This window comes from Streptomyces aureus (assembly GCF_001418135.1).
Lineage (GTDB): Bacteria > Actinomycetota > Actinomycetes > Streptomycetales > Streptomycetaceae > Streptomyces > Streptomyces aureus_A.
This window is the reverse complement of the sequence record NZ_LIPQ01000009.1, coordinates 1-12,981: the sequence shown is the minus strand read 5'-3', so window position 1 is coordinate 12,981 and position 12,981 is coordinate 1. Positions and strand designations below refer to the sequence as shown.

Sequence of the window (12,981 nt, the reverse complement as noted above, 5' to 3'; positions counted from 1 at the left end):
TGACCACGGAAGTTATACGTAAAACCTCGGCGCGGTCCGAGGCGAGGGGAGACCACATGGCCACCGAGGCCCCGGCACGAGGCGGCTATCTCGACATACTCCGGGCGCCGCACGCGGCCCGGCTGCTCGCCGGCACCCTCGTGGGGCGCCTGCCCAACGGCGTCGGCCCCATCGCCATCACCCTCTTCGTCCGCGACCAGGGCGGCAGCTACACCCTGGCCGGCGGCCTCATCGCCGCCTACGGCGTCGCCACCGCCGTCGGCCAGCCCCTCCTCGGCCGCGCCGTCGACCTCAAGGGCCAGCCCCGCGTCCAGCTGCCCGCCGCGGTCCTCTCCGCCCTCGGCATGGCCCTGCTCGCCCTGACCGGCATCGGCCACCTCGGCCTCGCCTACGCGGCCGTCGTCGTCGCCGGACTCTTCACACCGCCCCTGGAGGGCGGGCTGCGGGCCCTGTGGCCGAGCGTCCTCGGCCGCGAGGACCGGGTCCACCGCGCGTACGCCATGGACGCGGTCGCACAGGAGGTCATGTTCACCGTCGGCCCGCTGCTGCTGACCCTCCTGGTCTCCCTCCGGTCGCCCGCCGCCGCCCTCCTGGTCATCAACCTCCTCGGCGTCCTCGGCGCCCTCGCCGTCGTCCTCTCCGAGCCCTCCCGCACCTGGCGTTCCGCGCCCCGCGAGGCCCACTGGCTGGGCGCCCTGCGCTCCCCGGGCCTCCTCGCCCTCCTCGGCTCGTTCTTCTTCGTCGGCCTCGCGCTCGGCTCCATCACCGTCGCCGCCGTCGCCTACGCCGACGACCGGGGCACCCCGTCCGTCTACGGCTGGCTGATGGCCGCGCTCGGCCTCGGCGCCCTCGTCGGCGGTGTCACCTACGGTGCCCGGCAGTGGTCCGGAGCCCCCGAGCGGCGGCTGCGCGTCCTCGTCCTGCTCCTCGCGGTCTGCTACCTGCCGCTGGTGCTCACCCCGGGCCCCGTCGCCATGGCCGGCCTCGCGGCCCTCGCCGGGCTCTTCCTGGCGCCCGTCCTCGCCTGCGCGTTCATCGTCGTGGACCGGCACGCGCCGCGCGGCACGGTCACCGAGGCCTTCTCCTGGCTCGTCACCACCTTCGGCGTCGGTTCGGCCCTCGGCTCCGCCGTGGCGGGCCCCGCCATCGAACTCGCCGGGACGGTCGCCGGATTCGCCGTCGCCGGGGCGGGCGGCCTGGTCGCCCTCCTCGTCCTGCTCGCCACCGGCCGTGTCCTCCACGTGCCCGCGGCCCCCGGAACCCCCGGGGCCGAGCCGCGACACGCCGTGGGTGCGGGCGTTCCCACCTCCGTACACACGGAAAAGAACACGCACTGATCGGAAAATGATCGAAACGGGAACGTCCAACCCGGTTTCAGCGCAGGCCGTCAGGCGTAATGTTCAGACATGGACCGCCGCATTTTCGGGCTGGAGAACGAGTACGGCGTCACGTGCACGTTCAGGGGACAGCGCCGACTGTCTCCTGACGAAGTGGCGCGCTACCTCTTCCGCCGTGTCGTGTCATGGGGCCGCAGCAGCAATGTCTTCCTGCGGAACGGCGCCCGCCTGTACCTGGACGTGGGATCGCATCCGGAATACGCCACACCGGAATGCGACAACGTGACCGAACTGGTCACCCACGACAAGGCCGGTGAGCGCATTCTCGAGGGCCTGCTCGTCGACGCCGAACGCCGCCTGCACGAGGAGGGAATCGCGGGCGACGTCTACCTCTTCAAGAACAACACCGACTCGGCCGGAAACTCCTACGGCTGCCACGAGAACTATCTCGTCGCCCGCCACGGAGAGTTCTCCCGGCTCGCGGACATCCTCATTCCGTTCCTGGTCACCCGGCAGCTCATCTGCGGCGCGGGAAAGGTCCTCCAGACCCCGCGCGGAGCGGTGTTCTGCGTCTCCCAGCGCGCCGAGCACATCTGGGAGGGCGTCAGCTCCGCGACCACCCGCTCACGCCCCATCATCAACACCCGCGACGAGCCGCACGCGGACGCCGAGCGCTACCGCCGGCTGCACGTCATCGTGGGCGACTCGAACATGTCGGAGACGACCATGCTGCTCAAGGTCGGCGCCACCGACCTGGTGCTCCGCATGATCGAGGCCGGCACCGTGATGCGCGACCTGACCCTGGAGAACCCGATCCGGGCCATCCGCGAGGTCAGCCACGACATCACCGGACAGCGCAAGGTCCGGCTCGCCAGCGGCCGCGAGGCCTCCGCCCTGGAGGTCCAGCGCGAGTACTACGAGAAGGCCGTCGACTTCGTCGACCGCCGCGGGATCCGAAACGGCACCGTCGCCCAGGTCCTGGAGCTGTGGGGCCGCACGCTCGACGCGATCGAGAGCGAGCGCCTCGACAGGATCGAGACCGAGATCGACTGGGTCATGAAGCACCGGCTCATCGAGCGCTACCGGGCCAAGCACAACATGACCATGTCGAACCCGAGGGTCGCGCAGATAGACCTCGCCTACCACGACATCCACCGCCGTCGTGGGCTGTACTACCTGCTGCAGAAGAACGGCCAGGCGGCTCGGATCTGCAACGACATGAAGATCTTCGAGGGCAAGTCGGTGCCCCCGCAGACCACTCGGGCCCGGCTCCGCGGCGACTTCATCCGCCGCGCCCAGGAGCAGCGACGGGACTTCACCGTCGACTGGGTCCACCTCAAGCTGAACGACCAGGCACAGCGCACGGTGTTGTGCAAGGACCCGTTCCGCTCCGTCGACGACCGCGTCGAAAAGCTGATCGCCGGAATGTAGGCCGGTCGCACCAGCACCTGTGGGCCCCGCACGTTTGGCGTGCGGGGCCCTCGACGTGACAGGAGGGTCCCCTAGAGTGTCGGGACAACTACTGTGCCGTCTGAGATCTGAGGAACACGTGCGCCGACTTGCCGGCCTTCTCGTCGTCCCGCTGCTGCTGCTCTCCACAGCGGCGTGCGGCAGCGACGACAAGGGCTCCGATTCCGCTTCGATGACGAACGGGCTGCCCGCCATCACCGCGGGGGCCAAGTTCGGCGAGAAGCCGACCCTCGCCAAGGGCGAGGGCGCCCCGCCCAAGGAACTCAAGGTCAACGTCATCAGCGAGGGCAAGGGCGCGGTGACGAAGAAGGGCGACGCGCTCTCGGTGAACTACCTGGGTCAGGCCTGGGACTCCACCACCCCCTTCGACAACAGCTTCGACCGTGGCGAGCCCTTCAGCGTGACGCTGGGCGAGGGCCAGGTCATCAAGGGCTGGGAGCAGGCCCTCGAAGGACAGAAGGTCGGCAGCCGCATCGAGGTCGGCATCCCGCCGGAGCTCGGCTACGGCGAGAAGGGTTCGCCGCCGAGCATCCAGCCGAACGCCACCCTCGTCTTCGTCGTGGACATCCTGAAGTCCGTCACGATCCCCAAGTCCGCCACCGGCACGCCGGTCGCCCAGGACAACAAGGACCTGCCGAAGGTCGGCACGAACACCGACGGCAAGGCCCCCTCGCTGACGGTCCCCAAGGTCGACCCGCCGACCAAGCTCGTCTCGAACTACGTGCTCGAGGCCAAGGGCGAGGCCGTGACGGCCACCGACACGGTCGTCGTGAACTACGTCGCCGCCCTGTGGAAGGACGGCAAGGTCTTCGACTCGACGTACACCTCGGGCAAGCCCGCGAACTTCCCGCTCTCGCAGCTCACGCTGAAGGGCCTCAAGGACGGTCTCGTCGGCAAGACGGTCGGCAGCCGCGTCCTCATCGTCGCCCCGCCGTCCGAGGCGTTCGGCGACAAGGAGCAGCAGGGCATCCCGAAGAACTCCACGCTGGTGTTCGCCGTGGACATCCTGACGAAGATGTAAGACTGTCCCGATCACGCAGTTCATCAGCATGAGGAGCAGTTCAGTGAGCATCGAGAAGCCCGAGATCGACTTCCCGGGTGGCGAGCCGCCGAAGGACCTGGAGATCAAGGACATCTGGGAGGGCGACGGCGACCTCGCCGAAGCCGGTGACTTCGTGAAGGTCCACTACGTCGGTGTGTCCTTCGACTCCGGCGAGGAGTTCGACGCCTCCTGGAACCGCGGTGCCCCGCTCGACTTCCACCTCGGTGCCGGCCAGGTCATCCAGGGCTGGGACCAGGGCGTCCAGGGCATGAAGGTCGGCGGCCGCCGCCAGCTGGTCATCCCCGCGCACCTCGCCTACGGCGACCGCGGTGCCGGCGGCAAGATCGCCCCGGGCGAGACGCTGATCTTCGTCTGCGACCTCGTGGGCGTCACCAAGCGCTGACCCGCGCACCCCGACCGGTTCCGGTCGCTCCGAGGGCCCCCGCCATCGCCGGCGGGGGCCCTCGGCCGTGCTCCAGGCTCCGGTCCCGGCTTTGGTCCCGACACCCCGGGGCGGTACGGTCGGACGTCCGAGAAGTGGAACCGGCGAAGGGGTGCGGGGCGTCGATGGCGATTGCCAAGTCCGAGCGGCTGATGAATCTCGCGCTGTGCCTGCTCGGGACACGCCGCCCGCTGAGCAAGCGGGAGCTCCGCGGCTCCATCGAGGCCTACCTCGAAGCGAGCGGTGACGACGCGTTCAACCGCATGTTCGAGCGCGACAAGGACGATCTCCGCGAGCTCGGCCTCGTCATCGAGACCGTCGAGAACCTGGAGGGCGAGACCGGCTACCTGGCCCGCCGCGACTCCAACCGGCTGCCACCCATCACCCTGGACGCCGAGGAGGCCGCCGCGCTCGGCCTCGCCGCCAAGGTCTGGCAGCAGGCCCGCCTCGCCGGGGCCGCCAGCGGCGCCCTGCAGAAGCTCCGCGCCGCCGGCATGCCGGAGGCGGAGGACTCGTACGACACCCAGCCCAGCGCCCTCGAACCGCGGATCCCCGTCCACGAGGCCGCCTTCGAACCGCTGATGCTGGCCTGCCGCGACCGCCGGCCCGTCACCTTCGACTACCGCAAGGCCAACGCCGCCCGCCCCGAGGCCCGCCAGGTCGAACCCTGGACCCTCGAATGCTGGCGCGGCCACTGGTACCTGGCCGGCTGGGACCGCGACCGCGGCGCCGAGCGCGTCTTCCGGCTCTCCCGCATCACCGGCAAGGTCCGCTCCCGGGCCGGCGCCTTCACCGCGCCCGTGCCCGACGTCGTCACCGTCCGCGAGACCGTGGAGAGCTGGGCCGGCGAGACCGCCACCCGCTCCGCCCGGATCCGGCTGCGCACCGGCTGCGGCTACCCGCTGCGCGCCCGCGCCCAGTCCGTGACCGAGGGCACCGACGGCTGGGACGACCTGGAGATCCCGTACGGGCACGGCCTCGACGCCTGGCTCGTCGAGTTCGGCCCCGATGTCGTCGTACTGGAACCGGCCGATCTGCGGGCCGACGTGGTGGACCGGCTGCGCGCCGTCGCCAAGGGCTGAGGGGGAGACGTACCGCATGGCTGCCAACGCGATCGACCAGACGAGGCGGATGCTCTCGCTCGTCACCTATCTCCGTGAGCGCCCCGGCGCCCACGTCGCCGATGTCGCCCGCGCCTTCGGGATCACCGAGGACGAGCTGATCTCCGACCTGGACGTGCTGCCCATGTGCGGCACCAGCTTCCGTGGCGGAGACCTCCTCGACATCGACACCGACGGCGACCGGATCTGGTGGCACAACCCGGACGACGTCGCCGCGCCGCTGCGGCTCGCCGCCGACGAGGCGACCGCCCTCCTGGTCGCCGCCCGCGCCGTCGCCACCCTCCCCGGGCTCCGGGAGAGCGACCGCGAGGCGCTGCTCCGCGCCACCGCCAAGCTGGAGGCCGCCGCCGGCGAGGCCGCCGGGGCCAGCTCCCGGCTCTCGGTGACCTTCGAGTCCGAGGGCGGGGTCTTCGCCGAGGTCGACCGCGCGATCTCCGAGCGCCGCCGCCTCTGGGTGCGCTACTACTCGCCCGCCCGCGACGAGCTCACCGAGCGCGAGGTCGACCCGATCAGGCTCTTCGCCGTCGGCCACACCTATATGGAGGCGTGGTGCCGGCTCTCCGAGGCGCGCCGCACCTTCCGGCTCGACCGCGTGGCCGAGATCCGCATCCTCGACGAGCACGCGGCGCCGCCCGAGCTGGAGCTGCGTGACCTCTCCGCGGGTCTGGTCCAGCCCTCCGCCGACGACCCCGAAGTCGTCGTCGAGGTCGGTCCCGGCGGGCGCTGGGTCGCCGAGTACTACCCGCACGACCGGGCGGACGAGCTGCCCGACGGCGGGCTGCGGATCACCCTGCGGACGCCGGACCCGGCCTCGCTGCGCCGGCTCGCGCTGCGGCTGGGCAGCGACGGGCGGATCGTCGCGCCGCAGGAGCTCGCCGACAACGCCAGGACGGCGGCGGCCGCCGCACTCGCCGCGTACGAGGGCGAGTGACGTTCCCCGCCCGGGGGACGCTGTTACTGACGTGGTGACGTCACTGACGTGGTGACCGGTGTGGTGACGTGACGGACACGGCGCGCCGAGGCAGGTGCGGAGGTACGTGCCTCGCGTCCCGTGGCGCGTGGGGTGCGGGAGTCAAGAGATGAGGGAAATGTCCGTGATGCACGGTTTTACGGCGACAGTGGCCCCGGTCCTCTTCAAGGCCGCCTGCCCCGACTGCCGCTCCCGCTTCGAACTGTCCGCGAGCGCCCTGCGCCTCGCCATCGGGGCCAGCCGCCGCACCACCTTCTACTCCTTCACCTGCCCCGAGTGCGGCAGCTCCGTCCGCAAGCCCGCCGGCGAGCGCATCGTCGAACTCCTCACCGGCGGCGGCGTCCGGACCCTGAGACTCCACACGACCGTCTGAGCGCGCGGCCCGGACGCCGGGTCCGCCGCATGCAACGTCTAGGCTCAGCACATGTTCTGGCCCATGCTCGCCATCGCCCTCGGCTTCCTCGGCATCGCCGTCCTCGGCGTCCTCGCCGTCCGGGTCTTCCTCGAGGTCCAGCGCCTCGGCCGTCAAGTGGCCCACACCACACAGCGGATCAGCCAGGCCGCCGAAGACCTCGAAACGGCCGCCGTCGGTCTGGCCCGAACGGGCGAGTCGCTGCGCTGAGTCCGTGCCGTACGCTGCGTGAAGCGGCCCTGAACCGGGCGCGCGGGACGCAATCGGGAGTATGCACGGGCATTGCCCCGCGTTTACTCCTGCGGGTTACGATCGCAGACAGCGCGGTGGCCGGACACCTGTCCGACCCGCCGGGCACCGCACTCCATGTCGCCTCGGTGAAGAAGGTAAACAGCTATGGGTAGGCTCGGCCCCACCGAGATCATTCTCATCCTCGTCGTCATCATCCTGCTGTTCGGCGCCAAGAAGCTCCCGGACATGGCCCGCTCCCTCGGCAAGTCGGCCCGCATCCTCAAGAGCGAGGCCAAGGCGATGAAGTCGGACGACCAGCAGAGTGCCCCCGCCGACCCGCCCGTCGCCGGCACCGCCGCCCAGGAGCCCGCCCCGCGCACCATCCAGGCCGCTCCCGGTGACGTGACCAGCGCGCGTCCCGTGACCGAGCCCTCGGACACCACCAAGCGCTGACCCGGTCCGCCGCGGCCGCCGCACCGTGCGGCGGCCTGCCGCACGAGATGAGGACGTGGGTTGCCCAAGTCTGCCCGCAAGCAGGAGAAGGATCCCGAGGGCCGGATGCCCCTCGTGGAGCACCTGCGTGAACTCCGCAACCGACTGGCGAAAGGTCTCCTCGCCGTCGCCGCGGTGACGATCGTGGCCCTCGTGTACAGCGAGGAGCTGATGCAGTTCCTGACGAAGTCGGTGCCCACCTGCGGCCCGAACGTCACCAGCAACGGTGGCAACTGCGCGATCGTCTCCTTCAACACGCTGATGGCCCCGTTCAGCACGACGATCCAGTTGTCGCTGACCGCGGGCCTCGTCGTCGCGAGCCCCATCTGGCTCTACCAGCTGTGGGCCTTCGTCGCGCCCGGCCTGCACAAGAGCGAGAAGAAGTACACGTACGCCTTCGTCGGCGCCGCCGTGCCGCTCTTCTCCGCCGGCGCCTACCTCGCGTACCTGATCCTCCCCATCAGCGTGAAGGTCCTCATCAGCCTCACGCCCGAGGGCTCCGCGAACATCCTCTCGCTCGGTGACGTCCTCGACTTCACCCTGCGCATGGTGCTCGTCTTCGGCCTGGCCTTCGAGCTGCCGCTGGTCCTGGTGATGCTCAACCTCACCGGTGTCCTCACCGGCCGCCGGATGGCCGGCTGGTGGCGCGGCGTGATCATGGGCGTCTTCGTCTTCGGCGCCGTCATCACCCCGACCACCGACCCCGTCGGCATGATCGCCCTCGCCGGACCCATCACCGTCCTGTACTTCGGGGCCGTCGGCTTCTCCCTCCTCAACGACCGGCGGCGCAAGCGCAACAACCCCGACGCCGAGCTCGACGACGACGAGGCGTCGCAGCTGGACCTGACCCCGCAGGCCGTCGGAGCCATCGAGCCGGTCGGCGCCTCCCGGGCCCTGCCCGAGCAGGCCACCGGTGAACCCGGCGGTGCCGCCGTACAGCGTGCGAACGGTTACGACGACATCACCTGATCTTGTAGGGTCCCCCCGGACTCCGTCCGGGGGGACCCCCATGACCAGCGAGCTCACCCTCTTCGTCAACCCCACCGCGGGCCGCGGCCGCGGCGTCCACGCCGCCCAGAACGCCGCCCGCGCCCTGCGGGACGCCGGATTCTCCGTACGAACGGTCCTCGGACACGACGCCGACGACGCCCTGCGACGCGCCCGCGCGGCGGGCGCGGCGGGCACCGGCGCCCTGATCGCCGTCGGCGGCGACGGCATGATCTCCCTCGCGCTCCACGCGGTCGCCGGGACCCGTACCCCACTCGGGATCATCCCCACGGGCACCGGCAACGACGTCGCCCGCGCACTCGGCCTGCCCGTCCGCGACCCGGCCGCCGCGGCACGCGTCACGGCACGGATCCTCAGGACGACGGGCGCCCGGAGCGTCGACCTGGGACGGACCCGGACCGGCGGCGTCCTCGTCGCCGTCGCAACGGCAGCTCGTACGGCGGGCGGCATGCGCATCTGCGCCGACGCCCGCCTCGACGACGCATACCTCGACGTCACCGTCGTCGGCGACTGCGACCGCAGGACGCTGCTCAAGGTCTTCCCCCGCGTCTACAAGGGCACCCATCTCAGCCACCCGAAGGTCACCACGTACCGGGTCCGCACCGTCACCCTCGAAGCCCCCGACACCACCGGGCACGCCGACGGCGAGCCCCTCGGCAGACTCCCCCTCACCGTGAGCTGCGTCCCCGGCGCCCTGCGCGTCCCCGCCCCGGCGCCTGGCGACGAGCCCGGAGCGGGCCCCTCCACATCCCCTCGATAAAGATCGCGTCACTGTCACAGGGGGCGGGTAGGCTCGAGAACAAGATGACAGAGGACCTCACCCCAGCCGAGGCGTACGCGGCCGCCCGTGCCCGCAACGCCGATGCGGCCACCGCGCTGGCCCCCTTCCGCGAGATGTACGAGTTCGGTCTGGACCCCTTCCAGATCGAGGCATGCCAGGCCCTCGAAGCGGGCAAGGGCGTACTCGTCGCCGCGCCCACGGGCTCCGGCAAGACCATCGTCGGCGAGTTCGCCGTCCACCTCGCCCTCAACCAGGGCCGCAAGTGCTTCTACACGACCCCGATCAAGGCGCTGTCGAACCAGAAGTACGCCGACCTCGTCAGGCGGTACGGCAACGACAAGGTCGGCCTGCTCACCGGCGACAACAGCGTCAACGGCGACGCCCCGATCGTGGTCATGACGACCGAAGTCCTCCGTAACATGCTGTACGCGGGATCCCAGGCCCTCTCCGGCCTCGGCTACGTCGTCATGGACGAGGTCCACTACCTCTCCGACCGCTTCCGCGGCGCCGTCTGGGAGGAGGTGATCATCCACCTCCCCGAATCGGTCACCCTCGTCTCACTCTCCGCGACCGTGTCCAACGCCGAGGAGTTCGGCGACTGGCTCGACACCGTCCGCGGCGACACCGAGGTCATCGTCTCGGAGAGCCGTCCCGTCCCCCTCTGGCAGCACGTCCTCGCCGGACGCCGGATGTACGACCTCTTCGAGGAAGAGACCGACCACGGCGGCCGCGGGGCCTCCCGCCGCGAGGTCAACCCCGACCTCCAGCGTCTCGCCCGCACCGAGAACACGCGCACGTACAACCCGCGCGACCGGCGCCGCGGCAAGATGATCCGCGAGGCCGACCGCGAGCGCGAGCGCCGCCAGCGCTCCCGTATCTGGACCCCCGGGCGTCCCGAGGTCATCGAGCGGCTCGACGCCGAAGGCCTCCTGCCCGCCATCACCTTCATCTTCAGCCGCGCCGGCTGCGAGGCCGCCGTCCAGCAGTGCCTCTACGCCGGACTCCGCCTCAACGACGACGAGGGGCGCCGCCGCGTCCGCGAGATCGTCGAGGAGCGCACCGCCGCCATCCCCACCGAAGACCTCCACGTCCTCGGCTACTACGAATGGCTCGAAGCGCTGGAGCGCGGCATCGCCGCCCACCACGCCGGCATGCTCCCCACCTTCAAGGAGGTCGTCGAAGACCTCTTCGTGAAGGGCCTCGTCAAGGCCGTCTTCGCCACCGAGACGCTCGCCCTGGGCATCAACATGCCCGCGCGCACCGTCATCCTGGAGAAGCTCGTCAAGTGGAACGGCGAGCAGCACGCCGACATCACCCCCGGCGAGTACACCCAGCTCACCGGACGTGCCGGCCGCCGCGGCATCGACGTCGAGGGCCACGCCGTCGTCCTCTGGCAGCGAGGTCTCGACCCCGACCACCTCGCCGGACTCGCCGGCACCCGCACGTACCCGCTGCGCTCCAGCTTCAAGCCCTCGTACAACATGGCGGTCAACCTCGTCGAAGGATTCGGCCGGCACCGCTCCCGCGAGCTCCTCGAAACGTCCTTCGCACAGTTCCAGGCCGACCGCTCCGTCGTCGGCATCTCCCGGCAGGTGCAGAAGAACGAGGAAGGCCTCGAAGGCTACCGCGAGGGCATGACCTGCCACCTCGGCAACTTCGAGGAGTACGCGCGGCTCCGCCGCGACCTCAAGGACCGCGAGACCGAACTGGCCCGCCAGGGCGCCGCCCAGCGCCGCGCCCAGGCCGCAGGCTCCCTGGAGAAGCTCAAGCCCGGCGACGTCATCCACGTGCCCACCGGCAAGTTCGCCGGACTCGCCCTCGTCCTCGACCCGGGCATCCCGGCCGGCCGCACCCACGGCCACCGCGGCTTCGAGCACCACGACGGGCCCCGCCCCCTCGTCCTCACCGCCGAGCGACAGGTCAAGAGGCTCGCCTCCATCGACTTCCCCGTCCCGGTCGAGGCCCTGGAGCGGATGAGGATCCCCAAGTCCTTCAACCCGCGCTCCCCGCAGTCCCGTCGCGACCTCGCCTCCGCCCTGCGGAGCAAGGCCGGACACATCAACCCCGAGCGCCACCACAAGCAGCGCTCGGCCGCCGCCGACGACCGCGAGATCGCCCGGCTGCGCACCGAGATCCGCGCCCATCCCTGCCACGGCTGCGACGAGCGCGAGGACCACGCCCGCTGGGCCGAGCGCTACCACCGTCTCCAGCGCGACACCCAGCAGCTGGAGCGGCGCATCGAGGGCCGCACCAACACCATCGCGCGCACCTTCGACCGGATCGTCGCGCTCCTCACCGAGCTCGACTACCTGCGCGGCAACGAGGTCACGGAGAACGGCAAGCGGCTCGCCCGGCTCTACGGCGAACTCGACCTGCTGGCCAGCGAATGCCTCCGCGACGGTGTCTGGGAGGGCCTCACCCCGCCCGAACTGGCCGCCTGCGTCTCGGCGTTGGTGTTCGAGGCGCGTCAGTCCGACGACGCCGTCGCACCCAAGCTGCCCGCGGGCAACGCCAAGGCCGCGCTCGGCGAGATGATCAGGATCTGGGGCCGGCTCGACGCCCTCGAGGAGGAATTCAAGATCAACCAGGCGGAGGGGGTCGGCCAGCGCGAACCCGACCTCGGCTTCGCCTGGGCCGCCTACCAGTGGGCCTCCGACAAGAGCCTCGACGAAGTCCTGCGCGAGGCCGAGATGCCGGCCGGAGACTTCGTCCGCTGGTGCAAGCAGGTCATCGACGTCCTCGGACAGATCGCGGCGGCGGCGCCCAAGGAGAACAGCACCGTCGCCAAGAACGCCCGCAAGGCCGTGGACGCGCTGCTGCGAGGTGTCGTCGCCTACAGCTCGGTGGGCTGACGGACCCTCGTCCTTCACGTGCGGGGCCGAGTGCCCGTGGCGATCACGCCACGGGCACTCGGCCTTTTTCGGACTTCCGATTGTCGTACTCGGGTCGTCGGCTCACCCCTTGTCCACAGGCCGTCGTCCACAGGGGTGGCGCCGGCGGAGCCGTTCCGATTGCATGGACTCACAAGCAGGGAAGGCCAGTTGGGGAGGGGACATCCATGACCACGCAAGCCGGTCATTCACACGCGGGGGCGCAGGACGAGGGGCAATCCCACGCCGCGAAGCACGACGAGGGGCAACCGACGGAGACACCGCCAGAGACTCCGGCAGCACTCCCGACCGCGGTTCCGGTTGTCGTCGACGGGCCGCGAGGCGTCCCCCTCCTCGGCAGCCTCCCCGCCTTCGGGAAGAACCCGCTGGCCTTCTTCGAACAACTCCGGGACCGCGGCGACATCGTCCGCTGGCGCTTCGGCCGCAAGCCCTCCCTCTTCATCGCCCACCCCGACACCGTCGGCGAACTCCTCACCGAGGTCGAGCGCAGCTTCGACCAGCCCGACCTCGGCATCGCCTTCCGCACCCTCCTCGGCAACGGCGTCATCGTCTCCAAGGGAGCCGACTGGCGCCGCAAGCGCTCCCTCGTGCAGCCCTCCGTCCGGCCGAAACAGGTCCGCTCCTACGCGGCGACCATGTCCGAATGCGCCGTCGCCCTCGCCGACCGGTGGACCGACGGGCAGCACATCGACATCAAGAAGGAGATGGCGGCCCTCACCCAACTCGTCGCCGTCCGCACGATCTTCGGCGTCGACACAGCCGCCGACGCCGAAGATCGTGCGGA

General features: G+C 70.7%; 13 protein-coding genes. All 13 read left to right on the top strand.

Features of this window, described 5'->3' with window-relative positions:
- Window positions 1-56 precede the first annotated feature (56 nt).
- Window positions 57-1,337 (top strand): MFS transporter, encoded by a 1,281-nt coding sequence (locus tag AOK00_RS00875; protein ID WP_055598405.1) that lies wholly within the window; start codon window positions 57-59, stop codon window positions 1,335-1,337.
- A gap of 69 nt (window positions 1,338-1,406) precedes the next feature.
- Window positions 1,407-2,768 carry a Pup--protein ligase gene (gene pafA, locus AOK00_RS00870; RefSeq protein WP_055598404.1) on the top strand — a complete coding sequence of 454 codons (1,362 nt, stop codon included), beginning with the start codon at window positions 1,407-1,409 and terminating at the stop codon, window positions 2,766-2,768.
- A 118-nt stretch (window positions 2,769-2,886) separates the two neighbouring features.
- Window positions 2,887-3,828, top strand: coding sequence for an FKBP-type peptidyl-prolyl cis-trans isomerase (locus AOK00_RS00865; RefSeq protein WP_055598403.1), 942 nt, complete (start codon window positions 2,887-2,889; stop codon window positions 3,826-3,828).
- 43 nt (window positions 3,829-3,871) lie between these two features.
- Entirely contained in the window at window positions 3,872-4,252 is a 381-nt protein-coding gene (locus tag AOK00_RS00860; protein ID WP_030316009.1) for an FKBP-type peptidyl-prolyl cis-trans isomerase, read from the top strand.
- A 164-nt stretch (window positions 4,253-4,416) separates the two neighbouring features.
- Window positions 4,417-5,373 (top strand): helix-turn-helix transcriptional regulator, encoded by a 957-nt coding sequence (locus AOK00_RS00855; RefSeq protein ID WP_055598402.1) that lies wholly within the window; start codon window positions 4,417-4,419, stop codon window positions 5,371-5,373.
- Between the two features lie 16 nt (window positions 5,374-5,389).
- Window positions 5,390-6,343, top strand: coding sequence for a helix-turn-helix transcriptional regulator (locus AOK00_RS00850; protein ID WP_055598401.1), 954 nt, complete (start codon window positions 5,390-5,392; stop codon window positions 6,341-6,343).
- Between the two features lie 148 nt (window positions 6,344-6,491).
- Entirely contained in the window at window positions 6,492-6,755 is a 264-nt protein-coding gene (locus AOK00_RS00845; RefSeq protein WP_055598400.1) for a hypothetical protein, read from the top strand.
- 51 nt (window positions 6,756-6,806) lie between these two features.
- On the top strand, window positions 6,807-7,004 hold the full coding sequence (locus AOK00_RS00840; RefSeq protein ID WP_055598399.1) for a hypothetical protein: 198 nt from the start codon (window positions 6,807-6,809) through the stop codon (window positions 7,002-7,004).
- Between the two features lie 186 nt (window positions 7,005-7,190).
- Window positions 7,191-7,478 (top strand): Sec-independent protein translocase subunit TatA, encoded by a 288-nt coding sequence (gene tatA / locus AOK00_RS00835; protein ID WP_055598398.1) that lies wholly within the window; start codon window positions 7,191-7,193, stop codon window positions 7,476-7,478.
- A 105-nt stretch (window positions 7,479-7,583) separates the two neighbouring features.
- On the top strand, window positions 7,584-8,486 hold the full coding sequence (tatC, locus tag AOK00_RS00830) for a twin-arginine translocase subunit TatC (RefSeq protein WP_173861481.1): 903 nt from the start codon (window positions 7,584-7,586) through the stop codon (window positions 8,484-8,486).
- Window positions 8,487-8,526: 40 nt separating this feature from the next.
- The gene (locus tag AOK00_RS00825) at window positions 8,527-9,285 is read left to right on the top strand and encodes a diacylglycerol kinase family protein (protein ID WP_055598396.1); all 759 of its coding nucleotides are present in this window, start codon (window positions 8,527-8,529) and stop codon (window positions 9,283-9,285) included.
- 44 nt (window positions 9,286-9,329) lie between these two features.
- Window positions 9,330-12,158 carry a DEAD/DEAH box helicase gene (locus AOK00_RS00820; protein WP_055598395.1) on the top strand — a complete coding sequence of 943 codons (2,829 nt, stop codon included), beginning with the start codon at window positions 9,330-9,332 and terminating at the stop codon, window positions 12,156-12,158.
- 206 nt (window positions 12,159-12,364) lie between these two features.
- Window positions 12,365-12,981 (top strand): cytochrome P450 (locus AOK00_RS00815; protein WP_254047198.1); only part of this gene is annotated, 617 nt, incomplete at its 3' end.